Genomic DNA, 23,986 nt, shown 5'->3' with positions numbered 1-23,986 from the left:
CAGGCCGGCATTGAGTATCAAAAGGGCCGAGATCAGCCGAATTTGCGTTGCGCATCCAGCGCCAGCCCAAGTCCTACCGAGCCGAACATGTCGCCTTCGATGACGGATGCCTGCGGCACCAGCGACAGGATTTCTCGCCTTGCCAGCGGGATCGCGGTCGATCCGCCGGTCAGGAACACCGCGGTGATGTCGGACGGCTTCACCTCAGCGTCCCGGATGGTCTGCGCCACCGTTGCTGTGACCCGCTCGATGTCCCTGGCAATCGTGGCGTCCAGCCCCCTGCGCGTGATTTCGGCGGCGAACTCCGCACCTGGCAGCTTAACCTCGACCTCCGCGGACGAGCTGTCGGTCAGCTCTATCTTGGCCTTTTCAACAAGTGCCGCCAGCGCATGTCCGTAACGATGTTCGACGATGTGGATGAAGCGGTCGACCAGGTCGGCGCGCTCGGCCTCGTAGCGGATCTGGCGCAGATGCGTCATCGCCTTGGCGGTGTAGACCAGATTGATGCGCTGCCATGTCGCGAGATCGATGAAGTAGCTGGCCGGCAGGTTGCGCTTGCCGTCCTTGGTTGGCGTCAAATAGCCGAGCTGAGGCATCACATGGGCGATGCTCAGCAGCCGGTCGAAATCCGTGCCGCCGATATGGACGCCCCGGCTGGCCAGGATGTCGTCCTTGCGGTCGAGCGAACGGGAGCGCTGCGGTGAAACGCGCACGATCGAGAAGTCCGACGTGCCGCCGCCCATGTCGATGATCAGTGCCAGTTCCTCGCGCGTCACCTTCTGCTCGTAGTCGAGCGCCGCTGCGATCGGCTCGAACTGGAAAGCGATGTGCTTGAAGCCCTGGGCGCGCGCGGCGTTCTCAAGTTCGCTTTGCGCCTTCGCGTCGGCTTCGGCGTCGTCATCGACGAATTGCACCGGCCGGCCAAGCACGACGGTCTCTACCGTATCGCCGACAGCTGCTTCCAGCCTCTTCTTGAGATGGCCGAGGAACATGCCGACGATCTCCATGAAGCCGATCGAGCGCGCCTTGATGCGGGTCTTCTCGTGGGCCAGCGAACTGCCGAGCACGCTCTTCAGCGAACGCATCAGCCGGCCATCGATGCTGTCGGTGTAGTTGGCGATGGCGTCGCGGCCAAAACAGGTGCGGTTGTCCTCGAAGTTGAAGAACACCGCACTTGGCAGCGTGACCTGGCCGTCCTCAAGCGCGACAAGGCGCGGCTGCCCGTTACGGACCACGCCAACGGTGGAGTTTGAAGTGCCGAAGTCGATACCGCCGAATGCTGGTCGCAAAGCAGCCTCCTGTCTTCTCCAGGCATCGGATCGGCGCTCGCCGGGAGACGTGCGCCTCAGTCCGGGCAACCGGACCACTCTGCCGAATTGAATTGTGCGTGTTTGCCCGTCGGGCGGGGAGGTGCGGTCTATAGCATGATCGGCGAAAGGGAAACCCCTTTTGGACGCCTCAGTCCTTTCGGAAGATCACTCTTCCAAGCCAACCCGTCAGCATGGCCAGCGATATCGCGAAGATGCCATAGAGGAAGGAATAATTGTGGGCGACACGGAAGATCGACTGTTCGAAACCGGACTTGCGGATTTCGAGCTGGGCCGAGCTTTCCTTGATGAACAGGCCGCTCTTGAACAGGAAGGCGCGCGCCTTGTGGGTGCCGACCGGAACATTCGGCGCCAGCCTGACGGTGGCGCGGAACAGGTTCTGCGACAGGAATTGCACGCCGCCGACATTCTCGCTGTAGAGGCCGGTCGCCGACTTGCGCTCTCGCAACGCAGCGGTGAATTCCTCGATCGTCGCCGGGCTGTCGCCGGCGTCGGCGGGCTGCATGTAGAGGTTGGAGGCGCCGAGCGACAGCTGCTTGTAGCTGTTGGGCTCGGTGATGTCCTGCAGCGGCCGCGTCGTCGCCACCGAATAGGACATCGGCACGTTCTCGAAGGTCTCGGAGTCCAGATTGACCCAGACGCCGAGCACCCGGTCCTTGCGGCGTACCACCACCGGCTTGGGCGGGCCTTCGAGCACGACGATGACATCGTAGCGGCCCTGGCGCGCGACGAGTGGATCAGGATTCTCCAGCGAACCGAAGATGGTCAGGTCGGCGCCGGAAAAGCCGGCGGTGATGGCGACATTGTCGGTGGAGAGCCCGATCTGGATGCCTTCCGTCAGCGGGGTCTGCGCCTTCGCCGGCGCGGCGGCCGCAAGCAACGACAGGAAAATAGCGGTTGCGAATGCGTTCGGAGCCCTCATCAGTTGAGGTCCAAGGCAGACAGCGAATAGAGATTGGGTGGGGTGACGAAAAGATCGATGGCCAATCGTATCGCCACCGCCAGCACTAGCAGCGCCAGCAAGGCCCGGAGCTGCTCGCCGCGCAGCCTCTGACCGGCCTTGGCGCCATATTGCGCGCCGGCGACGCCGCCCGCCATCAGCAGGAAGGCCAGCACGACGTCGACCGTCTGGTTGGTGGTGGCGTGGACCAGTGTCGTATAAGCGGAGGTGAAGATGATCTGGAACAGCGAGGTGCCGATGACCACGTTGGTCGGCACTTTCAGCAGATAGATCAGCGCCGGCACCATGATGAAGCCGCCGCCGACACCCATGATCGACGACAGGAAGCCGATACCAGCGCCAAGGCCGAGCACCGGGATGACGCTGACGAACAGTTTTGAGGCCCTGAAGCGCATCTTCAGCGGCAAGCGGTGGATCCAGTTGTGCTGGCCGGATTTCTTCAGCACCGGTGCCGCACCGCTGCGCGTGGCGCGCAGCGCATTGACGCTCTCGACCAGCATCAGCCCGCCGACAGTGCCGAGCAGCACGACGTAGAGCAGCGAGATGAACAGGTCGAGCTGGCCGAGCCTGCGCAGGAAGGCGAAGACGTAGATGCCGCCGGTGGAACCGACAATGCCGCCGGCCAGCAACACCCCACCGAGCTTGAAGTCGAGCGTCCCTCGCTTCATGTGCGAAAGGACGCCGGAGACGGAGGAGGCGATGACCTGGTTGGCGCCGGTGGCGACCGCGATCGCCGGGGGTATGTTGTAGAAGATCAAGAGCGGCGTGATGAGGAAGCCGCCGCCGACGCCGAACATGCCCGACAGGAAACCCACCGCCGCACCCATGGCCAGCAGGACGAAGACGTTGACGGAAATTTCCGCGATCGGGAGATAGATGCCCACCCGTCAGTCTCGATCAGTTCTGCCTGTTGGCGAATGCAACCGTTGCGGGCATCTTGGACCGACAAGCCAATTCGTTCTTGCGCCGGAGGTGCCGCGAAGTCAAACTGCGCTACGCCGCCGAAACAAAAAACATCTCAATCAGTTAACAGGCAAATGTGTGGCAAGGGCGTCGTGGAAGCGACGCCTCTGCCGTTATTTGCGCGCCAGCAGCGCCTTGACCAGTTTTTCATCGACCTCGCCGGTCGCCGCCATCTTGTTGTCGGTCTGGAAAGCCATGATCGCGGTCTTCGTCTTCTGGCCCATCTTGCCGTCGGCGCCGCCGGCGTCATAGCCGTTCTTGTTGAGAATGCGCTGGATGTTCTGGACGGCCTTCTTCATGTCGATGCTGGCGGTCGTCTGCGGTGCGCCGTCCTGCCAGGACTCGGGAATGTCGGCCGAATTGGCTGCCGCATCCAGCGGCTTGGCCTTCCACAGTTCGGTCGCGGCGCGGGCGCGTTCGAGCTGCTCTGGCCGCAGCGCATTGGCGATCTCGTCACGCTTGGCCGCGGCATCCTTGTCACCAGTCTTGGCGACGAGCGCGAACCATTTGTAGGATTCCTCGAGGTTCTGCTTCATGCCGACGCCCTTGGCGGCGAGGATGCCGAGATTGAACTGGCTGTCCTTGACGCCGACATCTGCCGCCGCCTGGAACCAGTGCGCGGCCGATTCATTGTCGGTCACGCCGTCTGCGGCCATGGCGAACAGCACGGCCAGATTGTGCATGCCGCTGGCGTTGCCCTGCTCCGCGGAAAGCTGGTACCAGGTCTTCGCCTTCTTGATGTCGCGCGCGACGCCGATGCCCTTTTCGTAGAAATTGCCGATGCGGTATTCGGCCGGCGCGAAGCCGAGTTCCGCTGACTTCTCGTACCATTTGGCCGCTGCCACCATGTCTTCCTTGACGCCGCGCGCATCGGCATAGCGCGAGCCGATCTCGAACAGCGCCTTGGCATCGCCGCCGGCGGCGGCATCGCGCAAGGCGACCGGGCCGGCGTCGGCGGGAATGTCGAACTTTGCCGTCGCTGCCGCCGGCGAAGCGTCCGCCGGCGGAACCGCGCCTGTGGTGTCCCCGGCGGTGGTCGGCTGAGCCGCCATCGGCCGGGTGGTGGTGTCGGTTGCTTCAGCGGAGGTCGCAGCAGCCGGGGCAGGCACAGCAGAAACTGTCGTGTCGGACGCCGCCGCGTTCGCATCGGCGAGCGCAGCCGAAGCGAACGGTGCAGCAGCCGGCTGGGCTGGCGGCGCGGCGGCATCCATCGACGGCTCAGCGCCCGGCGGCGAGGCCATCGGGGTTTGCGATGCCATATCGTCCTTGGTTAGCGGTTCGGACGGTTCGGCCTGTCTGACGACCCGGTCCGGCGCGCTTTCTGCTGCCGGAGGCTGAATGTCTGTCTTTGGCTGGCCAGCGGCCTCGAATGAGGCGGTTTTCATCGGCTGTGAGGCGACGATCGGCGCGACGTCGTTGCTCGCCACTTGGCCAGGTTCGGCGAAGAAGGCCTTGCCCAGTTGCAGGGCACCCAGCGCCAGCAAGATCGCGGTTGTCCCCATCAGGATCGGCTTGCGCCGTGCCCTGAGCAAATCGCCGATCCGCAGCGCCTTCACCGGTCCCGTTATCGTCGACTGGCGCTTCAGCGCATCGGCCTCGGCGGCCGCGGCCTGTGCCGCGCGTCGGGCCGCGGCGATGAAATCCGATTTCGCTGCGTCGGTATCGCTGGGCTTGGCCGGCTGGCCGCGCTCGTCGCGCACGCGCTTCATGATGGCATTGAGGTCAGGTGCGCCGGAGCCGGGCTCCAACGGCCGGTTGGCCATTTTCGGATCGAGCGGCTCGTCGAGATCGACGCTCGGTACAGAAGCATTCGACGCCGAGCCGGCCAGCGGCGGAATGTCCGCCTCCTTCTTGCCCTTGAAGGCGCGGGCCAGCCCGCCGAACAACGATTTACGCCCGCCCGCCTGGTCGTTCTTCTCGGCAATCGTGTCGGAACCGAGCGCAGCCATGGCCGCGGCAGCGGCAGCCTCGGCGGGCGTGCGAGTGCCCAGGCCGCTATGCGTGCCCAGGCCGCCATGCGCGCCGAGGTCGCTGCGAGCAACCGGCTCATTGCGCAGGATGGCGGCGGCGCGGCCATCGAGATCGGCCATGTCCCCAGTCAATGGCTGGGGCTGATCGATATCCATCGACGGCGCGTCTACAGCCATCTTGGGTCGCCGTGCACCGCGCCAGTTGCTCGGCTCGACCTGTGCCGCATCCAGCAGTTCGCTCATCGCCTCGACCGGCTCGCCGGGTTCGAGCGAACCCAGCCGGTCGACGATCTTGAGCAACGTGTCGTGGATGGCCTCGAATGTTCTCGAATTGCGCTCGTCGGAGCGCCGCGTCAGCGTTTCAAGCGTCTTCAAATCCTGGGCAAGGCCGGAAACGGCGGTCGTATTGGCGCTCGAACCGGCCAGCGATTGCACTGCGTTCTCGGCCGCTTCGCGCGCCGCGCCAAGGATGGAATCGCGGGTTCCAGCGAGCGACTTTTCAATTTCGTTGAGACGCGGGCTGATGTCCTCGAATTCCGGCAGCGGCGTGCTCGGCTTGGAAAGATGGGCGGACAGGCCGGCGACCTGTGCCTCCAGGCTGCGGATCAGCGCCGGATCGATGCCGGCCACCTGCGCGGCCGATGCGTCCAGTCGGCTTGAAATGTCTTCGAGCCGGCTTTCCAGGCCGCGGATCGCCGCTTCGCCTGCGGGATCGGGAACACGCGTTTCCATGCGCTTGGCAAGCGCGGTGAAGCGGGCATCGATGGCTTCCATGATGCCGGCGCTGTCGACCTGCGGCATGCGCTGGTCGAGCCTGTCGGCAACCTCGTCCAGTCGGCGTTCGAGATCGCGGAACAGCATGTTCCCCTGTTCGATGGCGTCACCCTGGCGGCGTTCCATCATGCCCGACAGCACGTCGAAGCGTTGCTCCAGCCCGTGGAAGATGTAGTCGGCGTCGGGCATGGCGGGCGCCTGATTGATTTTGTCGGCGATGAGTGCGATCTGCTTGGCCAGGCGCTCCATCGCCTGCTCGGGCAGATTGGCGCGGCCGGCAAGCTCGTCGACCCGGCTCGACAGCGTACCCAGCCGGTCCATGACCGCGTTGCCTGGCCGATCCTGCGCCACTTCCTCGATCTGACGGGCAAGCGAGTCGATCCGCTTTTCGATGCGCTCGAAAGCCTCGTGGTCGAATGAATTGGCTTGCGCCGCGACCGTCGATGCAACGATGGCGCGGGAAATCTCATCCAGCCGCTCGTCGATCATGCCAAGCGTGTCGCTGCCGCGGTTGTCTTGCTGGCTGGCGAAATGGTCGACGGCGCCGGCAAGCGTGCGCACCTTTTCCTCAAGCGAGCGCAACGATAGCGATTCAGGCAGGTTGTTGACGGCATTGCTGATCTGCTCCAGCCGGTCGGTCAGCATCGACAGGCCGGGGTCGTCCGAGCGCTTGCGCTGGTCGGCGTCGACGCGGTCCTCGAAAGCCGTCCAGCGGCGATCGAAATCGTCCCAGCGGCGGTCGACCTTCTGCACGCTCTCTTCGCGTGCCAGCGTCTCGAGCGCGGCTTTGACCTGTTCGAGCTCGAGCCGCAGCATGTTGACGCTTCTGTCGTCGCTCTTCTCGGCCAGCGTCTGGATGGCGCCGGAAAGCCGTTCGAATTCAAGACCGAGCTCGGCGCTGCCCTTGGCCGAAGCGCCGGGCCTGGCACCCGATTGGAAAGCCCGCTCGATGTCCTTGCGCAGCGCTTCGAATTCGCGCTGCAGCCCAGCAGTCATCTGGTGGCGCAATTCCTCGCGCATGCCGCGCAACTCGCCGGCGATCTTGCCGACCATGGCCACGCCGTCCTCCTGGCCGCGCACGCGATCGATGTCATGGGCAATGGCCTGGTAAGCGGTGGCTCCCTGCTGCATCGGGCTCTTCGGGCGCAGCGTCGGCTGCGGGTCCTCATACCAGCGCTGCTGGCCAGTGGGCCGGGCGGCGGGATAGCGCGCATCGGCGCCATATTGGCGGGGATCGGGTTGGCGGAGATCGGGACGTGCCATCGGATCCTCGCGCGTCCGCTCCAGCCGCTGCTCCAGCGTCTCCAGCGACTGGTTCAACTGCTCGAGCGTGGTCTGCGGCCTGCGCTGCCTGCCGGCGTTGAGTGTATCGAGATAGGACCGCTTGCTGTTCATAGGTGCGTCCGTCTTTCAGAATGGCTGGCTCGTGGCCAGTTCCCCCAAGTCCCTGTCGGAACGAAGGCGACCTGCGGCTATGCCGCGGTGGAAGACGAGCTTCCCGGGTTCTCACCCGCGCTCCGAAAAACCGTGAAAAATTCGATACAGGATAAACACGGGTAGCCGACGCGCCCACATTTCGCCCAACGTGGTAAACAACGCGTTAACCAAACTTAAGAAGTTGAAAGGATGTTGGCTGCCGGCTTGACGGTGCGGCATAAAGCTCAGCCCGCAGAACGCCCTTGCGTCATGAGGCGGCTATCGGTATAGAATTGACGTAAACGTAAAAGGCGCATTGAGCGTGCTGTTGCGATTTGTTTGTTGAAACCACGACGGGAAGCAAGCCCCCGCTTCCAGTCAGGCGACGCACGGTCCAGGACCGCGACGCCACCAGACGGGGAAAGCCAGTGACCATGAAGCTTATCTCGGCCGGCGAGACCGCGGCCAATACCAATATGTCTGTCGAAGCCGGCGAGGACCTTGTCCGCATCGGCGAGATGGCGAAGAAATACGGAGTGACGCTGCGCACGCTGCGTTTCTACGAAGACAAGGGCCTGCTCAACCCGCAGCGTGAAGGTTCGACCCGTCTCTACACGCGCCGCGACAAGGCCCGGCTGACGCTGATCCTGCTTGGCCGCAAGGTAGGGTTCTCGCTGCGCGACGTCAAGCAGATGATGGATCTCTACGATCCGACCGGTTCAAACACCAAGCAGCTCAAGCTCGCGCTGGACAAGTCGGAAAAGCAGCTTGCCCGCCTGCAGAAGCAACGGGCGCTGATCGACGACGCAATCAGCGAGCTGAGCGGCTCGATGTCGGCGGTGCGCCAGATGCTGGCCGAGCGCACGGCGCCGCAGGCGAGCGCAGCTAACTAATCATCTGCCAATTGCCTGACGATCAAAGCCGCGTGGCCCTGCCGCGCGGCTTTTCGTTGTCCCCACCCATATAGGCTTTCGGCACTGGCTTGCGCGACGTCGCGCCGCTACGCCCATTGCCGCAATGAGCGGGAAATCTAGTCGCATCGAATAAATTGACGTTTACGCAAACGTCAATTTTTGCTATTCCGCTCCCATCATGGGTTCGCATGCCGCCACTGGCTTGTCTTCGGGGCATTCGGACCGGGTTTGCAGGGTGGAGAAAAAGCATGCCGACATACAGGGCTCCGGTCCAGGATACGCTGTTCGTGCTCAACGAGGTGCTGGGTTATCAGCGCTATTCGAACCTTCCCGGATTTTCCGACGCCACGCCCGATGTGCTCGAGGCGATCCTCGCCGAAGGCGCCAAGCTCGCTGAAAACGTCATGCACCCGCTGAACCGTGTCGGCGACATTGAAGGCTGCGTGCGTCATGACGATGGCTCGGTGACCACGCCGAAAGGCTTCAAGGAGGCCTTCGACCAGTATCGCGAGGGCGGCTGGATGGGATTGGCCGCGCCGGTCGAGTTCGGCGGCCAGGGCCTGCCCTATGCCGTGCACACCGCCGTCGCCGAATATATGGTCTCGGCCAACATGTCGCTGATGATGTATCCGGGCCTGACGCAAGGCGCGATCGCCGCGATCATCACCCACGGCACCGACGAGCAGAAGGCAAGGTGGCTGCCCAGGATGATCGAAGGCGCCTGGACCGGCACCATGAACCTGACCGAGCCGCATTGCGGCACCGATCTCGGCCTGCTGCGCACCAAGGCGGTGCCGAACGGCGATGGCACTTACAAGATTTCAGGCCAGAAGATCTTCATCTCGGCCGGCGAACACGACATGTCGGACAACATCGTCCATCTGGTGCTGGCCCGCATCGAGGGCGCGCCGGAAGGCGTCAAGGGCATCTCGCTGTTCATCGTACCGAAGCTCATGCTCGACGCATCGGGCAATCCGGGCGCCAGGAACACCGTCTCCTGCGGCTCGATCGAGGAGAAGATGGGCATCCATGGCAATTCGACCTGCGTCATGAACTATGATGAGGCGCAAGGCACACTGCTCGGCGAGGCCAATGGCGGCCTCAAGGCAATGTTCACGATGATGAACGAGGCGCGCCTCGGCGTCGGCCTGCAGGGGTTGTCGCTGTCGGAGATCGCCTATCAGAACGCCGTCGCCTACGCCAAGGACCGCTTGCAGGGCCGCTCATTGTCGGGGCCGAAGGCGCCGGACAAGAAGGCCGACCCGATCATCGTCCATCCCGATATCCGCCGCAGCCTGATGACCATGAAATCCTTCAACGAGGCCGGCCGTGCGCTGGCGCTGTGGACGGCGATCAAGTCCGACATCGCCCACCGCTCCGGTGACGACAAGGACCGCCAGGCCGCCGACGACTACACCGGTCTGATGACGCCGGTGGTCAAGGGCGTGCTCACCGACAAGGGCTTCGACCACGCCGTCATGGCCCAGCAGGTGTTCGGCGGTCACGGCTATATCGAAGAGCATGGCATGAGCCAGTTCGTGCGTGATGCCCGCATCGCCATGATCTATGAAGGCGCCAACGGCATCCAGGCGCTCGACCTCGTCGGCCGCAAGCTCGGCCTGAATGGCGGCCGCGCCGTACAGGCCTTCTTCAAGGAGGTCGGCGAATTCTGCGAGGAGAACCGCGCCGACGAGAAGATGGCGCCGTTCACCAAGGCCTTGAAGAAGGGTCTCAACGATCTGCAGGCGGCGACCATGTGGCTGGTGCAGAACGGCATGGCCAAGCCCGACAATGCGGGCGCCGCCTCGACCGACTATATGCATCTCTTCGGCCTTGTCGCACTGGGCTACATGTGGGCGCAGATGGCCAAGGCGGCACTTGGCAAGACGGGCGCCAATGGTACTCAGTCCTTCTACGACAACAAGGTTGTGACGGGGCGCTTCTTCATGGAGCGGATCATGCCGGAGACATCAGCGCATCTCGCCCGCATTTCGAGCGGCGCCGATACATTGATGGCACTGCCGGCGGAAGCGTTCTAAGTTCGACCGGCGTCTCCTCCCTCTTGAGGGGAGGGTGGCCCGAAGGGCCGGGTGGGGTCATGCGTGAAGTGCGCCAACCTCAATTCTACGCACGTGCCTCGGGAGGAGTACCATACAAACATGACCAGCCCCGCCGAAATCCTGAACCTCCCCAAGCCTGCCTGGGCGGCGGACGAGGTCGGCATGCTCTACGACATGGCGCATCGCTTCATGTCGGAGGAGATCGCGCCGCGCTACGACGAGTTCGAGAAGAACGAGATGGTCGACCGCGAGAGCTGGCTGAAGGCAGGTTCCGCCGGCCTGCTCTGCGCCTCGATGCCGGAAGAATATGGCGGCTCGGGCGGCACCTTCGCGCATGAGAGTGCCATCATCGAGGCCATCGGCCATGTCGGCGTCGATGGTTTCGGCATCGGCCTGCACAATTCGATCGTCGCCCCTTACATCCTTCACTACGGCTCCGAAGAGCAGAAGAAGAAATGGCTGCCGAAGCTGGCGACCGGTGAGTTGATCGGCGCCATCGCCATGACCGAGCCCGGCGCCGGCTCCGACCTGCAGGGCGTCAAGACGCGGGCGCAGAAGGATGGCAACCAGTACAAGATCAACGGCTCCAAGACCTTCATCACCAACGGTCAGTTGGCGAACTTCATCATCGTCGTCACCAAGACCGATCCGGAGAAGGGCGCCAAGGGCACCTCGCTGATCGTCGTCGAGACCGACGAGGTCGAAGGTTTTCAGCGCGGCCGTAACCTCGACAAGATCGGGCTCAAGGCCAACGACACGTCGGAGCTGTTCTTCAACGACATGCGCGTGCCGACCTCCAACCTGCTTGGTCATGAGGAGGGGCAGGGCTTCGTCCAGTTGATGCAGCAATTGCCGCAGGAGCGGCTGCAGATCGGCACTGGCGCCATCGCCATGATCGAGCGGGCGCTGGCGCTGACCATTGATTACGTCAAGGAGCGCAAGGCGTTCGGCAAGGCGATCATCGATTTCCAGAACACCCAGTTCAAGCTGGCCGAACTCAAGACCGAGGCCACCATCGGCCGGGTCTTCTACAATGATTGCGTCACCCGCCACATCGCCGGCGGCCTCGATCCGGTGACCGCGTCGATGGCCAAGTACTGGCTCAGCGACCTGCAGGGGAAAGTCGTCGACGAATGCCTTCAATTGCATGGGGGCTATGGCTACATGAATGAATATCCGATCGCCCGCATGTTCCGCGACGCCCGCGTCCAGCGCATCTACGGCGGCACCAACGAGATCATGAAATTGCTGATCGGACGCTCGCTCTAATGCATGTCGCTCAAAAGCGGTCCCCGGTTTTGAGAAATCGACAGGCATCAGTCCAAAGCCGTTCGATAAACCCAAGGAGCAAAACGATGGCTGAAGCTTATGTCTATGACGCCGTGCGCACGCCGCGCGGCAAGGGCAGGAAGGACGGGTCGCTACACGAGGTGCCGGCGGTGCGGCTTGCCGCCAAGACGCTCGAAGCGTTACGCGACCGCAATGGCCTGGATACCGGCAATGTCGACGACATCATCTTCGGCTGCGTCGATCCTGTCGGCGAGGCGGGTTCGGTCATTCCGCGCGCTGCTGCCTTCGAGGCCGGCTACGACACCAGGGCGCCCGGCATGCAGATCTCGCGCTTCTGCGCTTCCGGGCTGGACGCCATCAATTTCGGCGCCGCCAAGATCGCGCAAGGCGCCGATGAGATCGTCATCGCCGGCGGCGTCGAATCGATGTCGCGCGTCGGCATGGGTGCTTCCGGCGGCGCCTGGTTCATGGATCCTTCGGTCGGCCTGCCTGGCTGGTTCGTGCCGCAAGGCATCTCGGCCGACCTGATCGCCACCAAATACGGCTTTTCCCGCGACGACGTCGACGCCTATGCGGTCGAAAGCCAGAAGCGTGCCGCAAAATCCTGGGCCGATGGCCGCTTCAAGAAGTCTGTCATCCCGATCAAGGACCAGAACGGCCTGACCATCCTCGACCATGACGAGCACATGCGCCCGTCGACCGACATGCAGTCGCTGGCCTCGCTCAACCCGTCCTTCGTCATGCCCGGCGAAATGGGCGGCTTCGATGCGGTTGCGGTGCAGAAGCATCCCGAGGTGGAGGAGGTCAACCATGTCCACCATGCCGGCAATTCGTCCGGCATCGTCGACGGCGCCGCCGCCGTGCTGCTCGGTTCGAAGAAGGCAGGCAAGGCGATGGGCCTGAAGCCGCGCGCCCGCATCCGTACCTTCGCCAACATCGGCTCTGAACCGGTGCTGATGCTGACCGGCCCCGTCGACGTCACCGAGAAGCTGTTGAAGCGCGCCAAGATGAAACTCTCGGACATCGACCTGTTCGAGCTCAACGAAGCCTTCGCCTCGGTGGTGCTGCGCTACATGCAGGCGTTCGACATTCCGCATGACAAGATCAACGTCAATGGCGGCGCCATCGCCATGGGCCATCCGCTCGGCGCCACCGGCGCGATGATCCTGGGCACGGTGCTGGACGAGCTCGAGCGCCGCGATCTCAATACCGCTTTGGTGACGCTGTGCATCGGCGCCGGCATGGGCACCGCAACCATCATCGAACGCGTCTGACGGGGAGAAAAGCGATGAGCTACACCAATTTCACCCTCGATATCGACGCCGACGGCATTGCACTGGTCACCTGGGACATGCCTGGCCGCTCGATGAACGTCTTCACCGAGGAAGCGATGCGGGAATTGAACGCTATCGTAGACAAGGTGGCTGGTGACGCCGCCATCAAGGGCGCGGTGATCACTTCCGGCAAGGACACCTTCTCCGGCGGTGCCGACATCACCCTGCTGCAGAAGATGTTGACGACCTTCGCCACTGACAAGGGCAAGGACGCCGAAAAAGCCACGAAGGTGCTGTTCGACAATGCCGGCATCATGACCGGCCTGTTCCGCAAGCTGGAGACTTGCGGAAAGCCGTGGGTGTCGGCGATAAACGGCACCTGCATGGGCGGTGCCTTCGAATTGTCGCTCGCCTGTCACGGTCGTGTCGCCGCCGACAGCGACAAGGTGAAGATGGCGCTTCCCGAGGTGAAGATAGGCATCTTCCCGGGTGCCGGCGGCACCCAGCGCGTGCCGCGGCTGACCGATCAGCAGCAGGCGCTGCAGATGCTGACCTCCGGCCAGACGCTGTCGCCCCAGAAGGCCAAGTCGATGGGCCTGATCCATGAGATTGCCGAGCCGGCCAGGCTGGTCGACACCGCCAAGGCGATGATCAGGAACGGCCTGAAGCCAGTGGCGCCATGGGACGAGAAGGGTTTCAAGCTGCCTGGCGGCCCGATCTATTCGCCCGCCGGCTTCAATCTGTGGCCGCCGGCTATCGCCATCCTGCGTCGCGAGACCTATGGCAACTATCCGGCCGCCGCCGCGATCCTCAAATGCGTCTATGAAGGGCTGCTGGTGCCGTTCGACACCGCCTTGCGCATCGAGCAGCGCTATTTCACCGAGATCATGCAGACCAAGGAAGCGGCGGCGATGATCCGCTCGCTGTTCGTGTCGCTGCAGGAACTGAACAAGGGCGCCCGCCGCCCGGCAGGCGTGCCTGAAACCAAGTTCAAGAAGATCGGCATTCTTGGCGCCGGCTTCATGGGCGCCGGCATCGCCTACGTCACCGCCAAGGCCGGCATTCCGGTGGTGCTGATCGATCGCGATCTGGAGTCGGCGACCAAGGGCAAGGCGCAAGCCGACAGCCTGATCTCGGATCAGGTGAAGAAGGGCCGCGCCAAGCCGGAGGACAAGGACAAATTGCTGTCGCTGATCACGCCGACGGCCGACTATGCCGACCTTGCCGGCTGCGATCTGGTGGTCGAGGCGGTGTTCGAGGATTCGGCGGTCAAGAAGAGTGCGACCGAACAGGCGGAAGCCGTGTTGAAGCCATCTGCGATCTTCGCGTCGAACACCTCCACCATTCCCATCTCGTCGCTGGCCAAGAATTCGGCGCGGCCGAAGAACTTCATCGGCATCCATTTCTTCTCGCCTGTCGACAAGATGATGCTGGTCGAGATCATCTTGGGTAAGAAGACCGGCGACAAGGCGCTGGCCACGGCAATCGATTTCGTCCGTGCCATCAAGAAGACGCCGATCGTCGTCAACGACACGCGCGGCTTCTACGTCAACCGCTGCGTGCTGCGCTACATGTCGGAAGCCTACAAGATGCTGATCGAAGGTGTCCCGGCACCGATGATCGAGAATGCGGCGAAAGCCGCCGGCATGCCGGTCGGCCCCCTGGCGCTGACCGACGAGACGGCCATCGATCTTGCCCAGAAGATCATGAAGCAGACCATCAGGGATTTGGGCGACAAGGCGGTCGATCCGAAGCAGATGGCGCTGATCAACACCATGGTCGACGATCACGGCCGCTCCGGCCGCAAGAACGGCAAGGGTTTTTACGATTATCCGGCCAAGCCCGCCAAGAAGAAGCTGTGGCCGGGCCTCAAGGACCTCTATCCGCAGCTTGTGCCCGAGAAGGTCGATTATGAGGAACTGCAGCAGCGGCTGCTGGTCTCCATCGCGCTGGAGGCGGCCCGGGTGATGGAAGAGGGCATCGTCTCCGACCCGCGCGAGGCCGATGTCGGTTCGATCCTCGCCTTCGGTTTTGCCCCCTACACCGGCGGCGCGCTGTCCTACATCGACGGCATCGGCGCCAAGGCGTTCGTCAAGATCGCCAAGAACCTGCAGAAGAAATACGGCGCCGAGTTCAAGGCGCCCAAGCTGCTGCACGACATGGCGGAGAAGGGCGAGAGCTTCTACCAGCGTTTCGATCCCTATGCGAAAGGCGACGTGAAGCAGGCAGCCTGACGCCGACCCAATGTATGTCTGGGCTCGGATGGCGCGCATGATGGCCACGGCACGCCGCCGTGGCCCCTATATGATGGGTGGCGAAAGCCGCCTGGCCTTTCGCTGCCTGCCGACCGACATCGATTTCAACATCCATCTCAACAATGCGCGCTACATGATGCTGGCCGATCTCGGCCGCATCGACTTGTTTATGCGTGCGGGCCTCATCAGGCTGGCGAGGACAAATGGCTGGGCGCCGATGATGGGCGGGCTGCAGACGGTCTATGCGCGCGAGATCAGGCTGTGGCGTCGCTTCGAAGTGGTGTCTTCGATCGAGACCTGGGAAGGCACCCAGGTTATCGGCAAGCATCGTTTCGTCCTCGACAATGGCGAGACAGCCGCCTTGATCATGACGACGGCCGGCGTCTACGACCGTGGGGCTCGGCGGTTTCTCGACATTGACGAGGTCGTCGCCGCACTTGGCCGAGCGGCAAACCCGCGACCTCTGACCCAAGCAGAACGGATTTTCATGACGTCGCACCAGAGTCTGCGCAGCTTGGCCAAGGGTGTCGATTGATCCCGGGAATCGGAATTTGTGGGGCCACAACCTACGCGCGGGGTTGTGGTACGGACGGTGGACAAAACGGCATTCCAAGACTAGAAGGGAAAGGTATTTTTTCCTGCTTTGAAGGAGAGCAAGACGTGCTCTCGCATGACCGTGTCTGGGCCGCCATCGATGCTCTTGCCGAGCGCTATTCGCTTTCGGCATCGGGTCTGGCCAAGCGCGCGGGGCTCGATTCCACCGCCTTCAACAAGTCTAAGCGTTCGTCGTCGGATGGCCGGCCGCGCTGGCCCTCGACCGAATCGCTTGCCAAGATCATCGAGGCGACAGGCGCTTCACTCGACGAGTTCACCGGTCTGATCGAAGGCCGGCCCGGGACCGGCAATGGTGCTTCGACCGGCCATACCGCTTCGGTCGCCCGCAGACGCTCCGTGCCGTTGCTCGGCTTTGCCCAGGCCGGCGCCGGCGGCTTCTTCGACGATGCCGGCTTTCCGGCCGGGCAGGGCTGGGATCTGGTCGAACTGCCGGCGCAATCGACCGAGAGTTCCTATGCGCTGCAGGTGCAGGGCGATTCCATGCTGCCGCTCTACCGCAATGGCGACGTCCTCATTGTCGAACCGGGCGCCATCACCCGCAAGGGCGATCGCGTCGTCGTCAAGACCACCGCCGGCGAGGTGATGGCCAAGGTGCTTGAGCGCCAGACCGTCAAGTCGATTGCACTGGTCTCGCTCAATCCCGATCATCCCGACCGCGACATTCCCATGCGCGACGTCGAATGGGTGGCGCGGATTGTCTGGGCAAGCCAGTAGGTCCGGCTGGTGCGGCTCCTTCACATTGCCCTGTCGGTCCTGATGGTCCCGGTGATGGCGGCCATGGTCGTCGCCGGCGGTCGCACGCTGAAAGGAAGCGACAGCGTCGTCACGGTGGATCAGCTCGATCCGGGCGCCGATACGATCGCGCAGGAAGGCGCCGAGACGGTGCCCGCAGAGCCGGCGACATCGGCCATAGCAGCTCCACAGCCGCCAAAGCCGGCGCTGCATTCGAGGGCGATCGATCCCGAAATCGTTGCGCCACCGGAACTGTCCGCCGAGGGGCTTGAACGGGTCGAGCCGCGCGAGCCGTTGAGCAGGCTTGCGCTGGCCGTGCCGCCCAAGCCGAAAATGCCTGACGACTGGAACGGCACAAAGCTGTTCCAGCCGGTTGCGCCGGCCGCCGGCCTGATCGAAGCGAAGGGCTACTCGGTCGCGGTTTCCGGCATCGACATCGTCAGGCAGGACGAGACCTGCAGCGAGGACGGCAAAACCTGGCCATGCGGTGTCCGGGCGCGGACGGCGTTCCGCGCCTTCCTGCGCGGCCGCGCGGTGGTCTGCACCGTGCCGCCCGAGGGCGGCCGCGACCTGATCGCCGCCGAATGCCGGATCGGCAATCAGGATGTCGGCCAATGGCTGGTCGACAACGGCTGGGCGCGCGCCGCCAAGGGCGGGCCCTATGTCGAGGCCGGCGACAAGGCACGTACGGCGAAGAAGGGCATTTTCGGGTCGGCGCCTGATCTGTCCGGCATGCCGGCGATGCTGGCCGCACCAAGCCCGGCGCCTCAGGCGCCGAGTTCGATTCTGGAAGAGTCCGGCGGGGTGGTCAAACCAGCTGACCAGCCAGCGCCCGCTCAATGAGCGCCCGCGTCTCGGCAATGCCATAGAGCGCGGCGAACGATCCGAAGCGCGGGCCGCGCTCCTGGCCGATCAGCACCTGATAGATCATCTGGAAGAAGGCACCCGAGACGCCGGGGCCGCCTTCCGGGCTCTGCTTGGAATGATCCTGGTAGCGTTCGATCCTGCGCGCGACGTTGAGCGAAGCGTTTTGGATCGCTTCGCCATTGGCGTCCGCCGGCAGCGAGCCAAGCGCCGTGTCGAGGGCTTGCAGCGCCTCGCGCTCGACCTCGTCGGCCGGGCGGAAGGTTTTCGTCGGCTTCACGAAATCGTCGAAATAGCGGATCGCATGGCCGACCAGCTGGTCGAGCTCGGGATGCGTCCTTGGCGTCACGCCTTGCGTGTGGCGTGAGATGAAGCCCCACAGCACATCCTTGTTCTGCGCGTTGGAAGCGCTGACCAGATTGAGCAGCAGCGAGAACGGCACCGGCATGTCGATGGCGGGCGGGTTGCCGTCATGCATATGCCAGACCGGATTGCCTAGCCGCTCCTTCCAATCCTGCCGGGGATAGGCGGCGAGGAAGGTATAGTATTCGTCCACAGCCCGCGGGATGACGTCGAAATACAGCTTCTTGGCCTGCCGCGGCCGCTGGTACATGTAGAGCCCGAGGCTTTCGGTCGGCGCATAGGTCAGCCACTCGTCGATGGTCAGCCCGTTGCCCTTCGACTTCGAGATCTTCTGGCCGTTCTCGTCGAGGAACAGTTCGTAGACGAAATGCTCCGGCGCCCGTCCGCCCAGAATGTTGCAGATGCGGTCGTAGACCACCGCATTGGTCTGATGATCCTTGCCGAACATTTCGAAATCGACGCCAAGGGCTGCCCAGCGCATGCCGAAATCCGGCTTCCACTGCAGCTTCACGCGGCCGCTGGTGATCGAAAGCGTGGTCTCGGTTCCCTCGTCGTCGAAGGTGATGGTGCCGGCCTTGGCGTCGACGTGCTTCATCGGCACGTAAAGCACGCGGCCGCTCTTCGGCGAAATCGGCAGGAACGGGCTATAGGTCGCCTGCCGCTCGGGGCCGAGCGTAGGCAGCATCACCGCCATGATCTGGTCATAGCGTGCGGCGGCGCGCAGCAGCATCGCGTCGAAACGGCCCGACTTGTAGTATTGCGTCGCGCTGGCGAACTCGTAGTCGAAGCCGAACGTGTCGAGGAACCGGCACAGCATCGCGTTGTTGTGATCGGCGAAGCTGGCATAGTCGTCGCCGAACGGATCGGGGACCGACGACAGCGGCTTGTGCAAATGCGGCTCGAGTGCGGCGCGATCCGGCACGCTGTCGGGTATCTTGCGCATGCCGTCCATGTCGTCGGAAAAGCACAGCAGCTTGGTGGCAACCTTGTCCTGCGTCAGGACGCGGAAGGCATGGCGCACCATCGACGTGCGCGCCACCTCGCCGAACGTGCCGATATGCGGCAGGCCGGACGGTCCGTAGCCGGTCTCGAACAGGACTGTTTGCGGAAAGTCGGTGCCTTTGTAGCGCTCGATGATCTTTTTGGCTTCCTCGAACGGCCATGCCTTGCTCTCGGCCGCGGCCGCCAGCAGCTCGGGATTGAGATCGATAATGTTTGATCCCGCCATGTCACTGTTTTCCAAATCATTCGCCGGCCCATTCGAAGGCGGGCCGGAGCAGAGGTTTTCAACCGGTCTCTAGGCGTGCATCGCCGGAGCGTCAACGCATGCGGCGCTTTTTCCTTGCGGTGCAGATTTGGCGTTCCTACCTTCGAGGTTCGGTTCAAGGAGAAAAAATTGCCGACACCGCATGAAGCGCTGATCTACCTGATGGTCATCACCTCGGCCTCCGATCGCGACATGACCGACGTCGAACTGGCGCGGATCGGCGAGGTCGTCCGCTCCTGGCCGGTGTTCGAGGACTTCAACCATGACAGACTGGTCGGCGTCGCCCAGGCCTGCCAGAAGCGCCTGCACGAAAAGGACGGACTGGAAGGCGTGCTGGCTGAGGTCGCCGAGGCCTTGCCCGAGCGGTTGCGCGACACCGCCTATGCCGCAGCCTTCGAGGTTGCCGCCGTCGATCTCGAAATGCGCATGGAAGAAGTGCGGGTGCTGCAGCTAATTCGGCGTCAGCTTGATCTCGACACGCTGACGGTCGCTGCCATCGGCCGCGCGGCCAAGGCGCGGCTGCGCACGCTCACCTGAATATCAGCAGCCCCTAGAAAAAACTGACCGGGAAATAGCGCAGATAGAATTCGGCGAACGTGCCTTTCATCGAAATCTCCTGCAGCGCGTAGTCGAACGCGGCGGCCAGCGCCGGATTGTCCGCTTTGGTGGCGATGGCCATGCCAGTGCCCAGATATTCGGGCGCCAGATAGGGCCCGCCGGCAAAGCGGCAGCAGCCCGCCGCATCCGAGCCGCCCAGCCAGAAGGCCAGGCGCATGCCGTCGCCGAAGGCCGCGTCGACCTTGCCGGCCTTGAGATCGTTGTAAAGGTCTTCCGGTCTGTCGAAAGTGACGACCTGCACGGTGTTGAAATAGTCGCGCAGCATGCGCTCATGCGCTGAGCCCAATATGACGCCGACACGCTTGCCGTGCAATTTGTCAAAGACGGGTTCGGTCAGGGCCTTGCTCTTCGGCATGATAAAGCGTGCCGGAAACTGCAGATAGGAGCGCGAGAAGGCATAGGTCGCGCGCGATTCCGGCGTTGCGGCGATGCCGGCGATGATCGCCTCGCCCTCGCCTTTCTGCAATGCGCCTTCCAGCTCGCTCCAGGGCAAGGCCTGGATCTGGCATTTTTCGACGATGCCAAGCTCGGCGCAGATGGCGCGTGCCAGATCGATGTGGAAGCCGGACAGCTTTCCCGAGCCGTCGAGGAAATTGAAGGGTGGGAAATCTGTCGCGGTCAGGAATCTCAGCCGGGGCAGCGCCGAAAGGTCTGGCTTGGGCAGCCGCTCCTTGGCATCCCACAGAACCGGAACCTGAGGCGCCGCGGCGCGCGCGCCATCGGCGACCGACAGCAACCCGATCAGCATCGCAAGGGCGAAGGACCTCCACCGGAACGCCAAGATAAAACTCCGCCACAGTCGTGCTCGCACCGGTTTTGGTACGAAAATGGTACAGGCACAATGGTTTTTGATTTCAACACGCCGATTTCAGGATATGATTCAGCCGGTTTGCAAATCAGCTTTGGCCGCCTTGGTGAGGGGATCAAGGTCGGAGCCACAGAATCAAGATAGAATATGAATGCGGTTTGCAATCCATGGTCGGTGGCGAAGTGTAAATCGGGCACGCATCATTGACCGCAATGCATGAGGCAACATGGGGTTGATGTTGCGATGAGTCAGTTCGATCGCACGCTGGAATTCATAGACCAACTGCAGCACGCCGCAACGGCGGCGGCGGTCTGCGAACAGCTGTTGGGCATAACGTCGGATTTCGGTCTCACCGCATTGATGGCGGGAACCGTACCGCAGCCAGGCACGCCGGCCGGCCAGCAAAAGCAGCATGTGCTTCTCTGCGATTGGCCTGGCGAGTGGCTGGAGCGCTATGTCGCGCGCAACTATGTCGATCATGACCCGGTCGTCAGCCACATGAAACAGCTGCAGGCGCCCTTCCAGTGGCGCGAGGCATCGCAGAGCATCCGCATAGACAAGAGCAGCGGCGAAGTGATGGGCGATGCTGGCGCCTTCAAACTGCGTGATGGGCTGGCCTTCCCGTTGATCACGCTCGACGGCCAGATCGTCATGGTGTCGCTGGGCGGCGAGGCCGTGGAATTGTCCGCTGCCGAGTTCGGCCAGGTGTCGTTGGTGTCGACCTATGCGGTTGGCCGCGCCATGCAACTCCACACCATGGCGAGCAAGATCATCGATCATATCGTGCTGACGCCGCGCGAACGCGAATGCCTGCAATGGGCCGCCGTGGGCAAGTCCGAATGGGAGATTTCGCAAATCCTCGGCATCTCCGAACACACCTCGGAGAAACATCTTCTTAACGCCAAAAGCAAACTCGGTGCCGTCAACCGGGTGCAAGCCGTCGCGGAAGCGATACGGCGCGGCTACATTAGTTAGGTCGGCCGTGCCGACCTAGAAATCCTTGCCTGCGCGATCACGCAATTTTCTCATCAAAGCACGGCCGTATCTTCCTCTGAACACAGGAGACGGCGGAATGCTTTTTTCCCTTACAACCCAGGAATTGATGGAACGTCCCGACCTTTGGGAGGCCGTCCATCGGCTGCGCTACAGGATATTCGTCGAGGAGATGGGATGGGAGGATCTCAGGCGGTCCGACGGGCTCGAACGCGACCAGTTCGATCATGACGAGGCCATCCATCAGATCGTCATCAGAGGGGACGAAGTCGCGGGCTATCAAAGGATGTTGCCGACCACGCGGCCTCATCTGCTGACCGAGGTCTTGACCGACCTTTCCGAAGGAACGCCGCCATCGGGCCCAAACATCTGGGAATTGACCCGCTATGCGGTGGCTCCCGGTTTTCGTGATGGGCGTCGTGGCGTCTCTACCGTCGGCACCGAACTGATCGCGGGATTCGTCGAGTGGGGGCTGAAACGCGGCGTCGACAAGGTGATCATAGAGTTCGAGCCAATGTGGGTGCTGCGCGCCTTGCAACTGCACTTCCTGGCGACCCCGCTGGGCTATCAGCGCACCTACGGCAACCAGCAGGTGGTCGCAACCCTGCTCACCTTCAACGAACACACCCTCGACGTGGTGCGGTCGCGCCGCAATCATTTTGCTCCCGTGCTGGCCAGGGGATATCCCGACATGCTTGGCCAAAGGCGAGCGTCATGAGGTCGGAGACGGTCATGAGCACACACCCGCAACCCGAACTCCGCAATCACACGCTGGTCGTCACCGTGTCGTCGAATGACGGCCGGCCGGTGCTGGACAGGAGAGCCTATGAAAGCCTGGCGAAGACCTTCCATGAAGCCGCCGACAATGAGGAGGTGCGCGTCGTCGTGCTGCGCGGCCTGGCAGGCTGTTTCTGCCTGGGCGGCGACTTCTCCGAATTCCTCGACGCCACCAAGCACCAGAAACTGATCGCCGCCGTCACCGACCTGTTCCGCACGCTGGCGACATTTCCCAAGCCCATCCTTGCCTGCGTCGACGGCGACGCCGTCGGCGTCGGCTGCACCATCCTGTTCCATTGCGACATGGTGATCGCGTCCGATGAAAGCACCTTCCGGGTGCCGTTCGTCGATTTCGGCCTGGTGCCGGATGCGGCGACCAGCATCCTGGCACCGCAGAAGCTCGGCTATGCCGGTGCTTTCCGCTTCTTCTGCCTCGGCGACACGCTTCGTGCCGAGGACGCCAGGGCGCTCGGCCTCGTCGCCGAGATCGTGCCGGGCGGCAGTGTCGAGGAAGCGGCGCTCGGCCGGGCGAGACAGCTTGCCAAGAAGCCGGTCGCCGCCTTGCTGCAGACGCGCGGCCTGCTCAAGGGGAACACCCAGGCGCTCTGTGATCGCATCGACCAGGAGATTTCTCTTTTCCAGCAGGCGCTGCAGGACGACACCACGCTGCGGCGATTGCAGCGCATAGCCCGGCTGGCGGCTTAGAAGTCGCGAGGAAAAGCATCGCCGCGCGGCCCTTGGCCGCGCGGCGCGGAAGCGTCAATCCTGCTTGCCGAGGAATGACGGCCCTTCGCCGATGATCTTCTTGTCCTCCTTGCCGATCACGTCGAGATCGCGCCCGTCATAGGGCAGCGACAACAGGATGCGCTGCATGACCGCCAGCCGCGCGCGTCGCTTGTCATTGGCCCGCACGATGATCCACGGCGCGAACTCCTTGTGAGTGCGCTCGAACATGGTGTCGCGCACCTCGGTGTAATCGTCCCACTTGGTAATGCCGGCAACGTCGATCGGCGAGAACTTCCAGCTCTTCAGCGGGCTGTAGCGGCGGTCGTGAAAGCGCTCGAGCTGCGTTTCCCGGCCGATGTTCAGCCAGAATTTGAAGAAGTGGATGCCCTCGTTGGAGATCATCCGTTCGAAATGCGGCGTCTCCTCAAGAAACTGCTCGTGCTGTTGGGGCGTGCAGAAACCCATCACCGGCTCGACGCCGGCGCGGTTGTACCAGGATCGATCGAAGGTGACGAATTCTCCGGATGTCGGGAAATGGTCGGCATAGCGCTGGTAGTACCATTGCCCCTGCTCGGTCGGGGTCGGCTTGGTCAGCGCCACGTTGCGCGCCGTGCGCGGGTTGAGGTACTGGCGCACCACGAAGATCGTGCCGCCCTTGCCGGCAGCGTCGCGGCCCTCGAACAGCGCCATCACCCGTTTGCCGGTCGACTGCAGCCAGGCCTGCGCCTTGACCAGCTCGATCTGCAATTTTTCGAGCGTCTCGTCATACTCGTTGCTTCTCATCTTCTTGTCGTAGGGATAGCCGCCGGCGGTCAACTTGTTGTCCTCGACCCAGTCGGGAAGCACGGGGTTTTCGATGTCGAACTCCCGCTCCTTGCCATCGATCCTGATCTTCAGCGGCCCCGAAGTCGGCGCGGCAGAACTTTCCTTGGCTTTTTTCATCAAGACGAACCCTTTCCAGCTTCCGGACTCATGCTATTGGGAGCCACTACAGCCCGCGCGTCCGTTTGGACGCGCA

The 23,986-nt window shown here is 63.1% G+C and carries 19 protein-coding genes; 12 read left to right on the top strand and 7 right to left on the bottom strand.

What is annotated here, in order from left to right; all coding sequences use genetic code 11:
* Positions 1–32: 32 nt before the first annotated feature.
* The 4 genes from ASD99_RS07085 to ASD99_RS07070 form a co-directional block, all read right to left on the bottom strand.
* Positions 33–1,289: an Hsp70 family protein gene (locus ASD99_RS07085; protein WP_056588381.1), complete on the bottom strand. Its 1,257-nt coding sequence runs from the start codon at positions 1,287–1,289 to the stop codon at positions 33–35.
* A 169-nt stretch (positions 1,290–1,458) separates the two neighbouring features.
* Positions 1,459–2,250 (bottom strand): TIGR02186 family protein, encoded by a 792-nt coding sequence (locus tag ASD99_RS07080; protein ID WP_056588379.1) that lies wholly within the window; start codon positions 2,248–2,250, stop codon positions 1,459–1,461.
* Positions 2,250–3,173 (bottom strand): sulfite exporter TauE/SafE family protein, encoded by a 924-nt coding sequence (locus tag ASD99_RS07075; RefSeq protein ID WP_056588376.1) that lies wholly within the window; start codon positions 3,171–3,173, stop codon positions 2,250–2,252. The genes ASD99_RS07080 and ASD99_RS07075 overlap by 1 nt, the downstream gene beginning before the upstream one ends.
* Positions 3,174–3,365: 192 nt before the next feature.
* Positions 3,366–7,391 (bottom strand): peptidoglycan-binding protein, encoded by a 4,026-nt coding sequence (locus ASD99_RS07070; RefSeq protein ID WP_057143117.1) that lies wholly within the window; start codon positions 7,389–7,391, stop codon positions 3,366–3,368.
* A 455-nt stretch (positions 7,392–7,846) separates the two neighbouring features.
* On the opposite strand from ASD99_RS07070, the gene ASD99_RS07065 reads away from it, so the two are divergent.
* The 8 genes from ASD99_RS07065 to ASD99_RS07030 all read left to right on the top strand — a co-directional run bounded on the left by ASD99_RS07065 (position 7,847) and on the right by ASD99_RS07030 (position 17,395).
* Entirely contained in the window at positions 7,847–8,305 is a 459-nt protein-coding gene (locus tag ASD99_RS07065) for a MerR family transcriptional regulator (RefSeq protein ID WP_082525488.1), read from the top strand.
* Between the two features lie 269 nt (positions 8,306–8,574).
* Complete coding sequence (locus tag ASD99_RS07060; RefSeq protein ID WP_056588366.1) at positions 8,575–10,365, top strand: acyl-CoA dehydrogenase; 1,791 nt, start codon at positions 8,575–8,577, stop codon at positions 10,363–10,365.
* 120 nt (positions 10,366–10,485) lie between these two features.
* A complete protein-coding gene (locus tag ASD99_RS07055; RefSeq protein ID WP_082583173.1) occupies positions 10,486–11,655 on the top strand; it encodes an acyl-CoA dehydrogenase family protein in 1,170 nt (389 codons plus the stop codon).
* An 86-nt stretch (positions 11,656–11,741) separates the two neighbouring features.
* A complete protein-coding gene (locus ASD99_RS07050) occupies positions 11,742–12,950 on the top strand; it encodes an acetyl-CoA C-acetyltransferase (RefSeq protein WP_056588363.1) in 1,209 nt (402 codons plus the stop codon).
* Positions 12,951–12,964: 14 nt separating this feature from the next.
* Entirely contained in the window at positions 12,965–15,184 is a 2,220-nt protein-coding gene (locus ASD99_RS07045) for a 3-hydroxyacyl-CoA dehydrogenase NAD-binding domain-containing protein (protein ID WP_057143116.1), read from the top strand.
* 10 nt (positions 15,185–15,194) lie between these two features.
* Positions 15,195–15,740 (top strand): thioesterase family protein, encoded by a 546-nt coding sequence (locus ASD99_RS07040; RefSeq protein WP_057143115.1) that lies wholly within the window; start codon positions 15,195–15,197, stop codon positions 15,738–15,740.
* Positions 15,741–15,865: 125 nt separating this feature from the next.
* Complete coding sequence (locus ASD99_RS07035) at positions 15,866–16,534, top strand: helix-turn-helix transcriptional regulator (RefSeq protein WP_056588353.1); 669 nt, start codon at positions 15,866–15,868, stop codon at positions 16,532–16,534.
* A 9-nt stretch (positions 16,535–16,543) separates the two neighbouring features.
* A complete protein-coding gene (locus ASD99_RS07030) occupies positions 16,544–17,395 on the top strand; it encodes a thermonuclease family protein (RefSeq protein ID WP_413813919.1) in 852 nt (283 codons plus the stop codon).
* Here the strand turns inward: ASD99_RS07030 and ASD99_RS07025 are convergent.
* Positions 17,361–19,007: a lysine--tRNA ligase gene (locus ASD99_RS07025; RefSeq protein ID WP_057143114.1), complete on the bottom strand. Its 1,647-nt coding sequence runs from the start codon at positions 19,005–19,007 to the stop codon at positions 17,361–17,363. The two genes, ASD99_RS07030 and ASD99_RS07025, sit on opposite strands and share 35 nt — an antisense overlap.
* A gap of 168 nt (positions 19,008–19,175) precedes the next feature.
* Here ASD99_RS07025 and ASD99_RS07020 point away from each other — a divergent pair, with 168 nt between their 5' ends.
* Positions 19,176–19,583 carry a tellurite resistance TerB family protein gene (locus tag ASD99_RS07020; protein WP_082525486.1) on the top strand — a complete coding sequence of 136 codons (408 nt, stop codon included), beginning with the start codon at positions 19,176–19,178 and terminating at the stop codon, positions 19,581–19,583.
* 13 nt (positions 19,584–19,596) lie between these two features.
* Here the strand turns inward: ASD99_RS07020 and ASD99_RS07015 are convergent, their stop codons facing one another.
* Complete coding sequence (locus ASD99_RS07015) at positions 19,597–20,445, bottom strand: transporter substrate-binding domain-containing protein (protein WP_056588347.1); 849 nt, start codon at positions 20,443–20,445, stop codon at positions 19,597–19,599.
* 270 nt (positions 20,446–20,715) lie between these two features.
* Between ASD99_RS07015 and ASD99_RS07010 the strand changes: the two genes are divergently transcribed.
* The 3 genes from ASD99_RS07010 (at position 20,716) to ASD99_RS07000 (ending at position 22,947) form a co-directional block, all read left to right on the top strand.
* A complete protein-coding gene (locus tag ASD99_RS07010; RefSeq protein WP_056588344.1) occupies positions 20,716–21,447 on the top strand; it encodes a helix-turn-helix transcriptional regulator in 732 nt (243 codons plus the stop codon).
* A 97-nt stretch (positions 21,448–21,544) separates the two neighbouring features.
* Positions 21,545–22,183 carry an acyl-homoserine-lactone synthase gene (locus tag ASD99_RS07005; RefSeq protein ID WP_056588341.1) on the top strand — a complete coding sequence of 213 codons (639 nt, stop codon included), beginning with the start codon at positions 21,545–21,547 and terminating at the stop codon, positions 22,181–22,183.
* 14 nt (positions 22,184–22,197) lie between these two features.
* On the top strand, positions 22,198–22,947 hold the full coding sequence (locus ASD99_RS07000) for an enoyl-CoA hydratase-related protein (protein WP_082525485.1): 750 nt from the start codon (positions 22,198–22,200) through the stop codon (positions 22,945–22,947).
* A gap of 54 nt (positions 22,948–23,001) precedes the next feature.
* Here ASD99_RS07000 and ppk2 read toward each other — a convergent pair whose 3' ends face one another.
* Positions 23,002–23,910: a polyphosphate kinase 2 gene (gene ppk2, locus ASD99_RS06995; RefSeq protein ID WP_056588335.1), complete on the bottom strand. Its 909-nt coding sequence runs from the start codon at positions 23,908–23,910 to the stop codon at positions 23,002–23,004.
* Between the last annotated feature and the right edge of the window lie 76 nt (positions 23,911–23,986).

It is taken from the genome of Mesorhizobium sp. Root695 (assembly GCF_001428185.1).
Lineage (GTDB): Bacteria > Pseudomonadota > Alphaproteobacteria > Rhizobiales > Rhizobiaceae > Mesorhizobium.
This window is presented reverse-complemented; position numbering and strand designations above follow the sequence as displayed.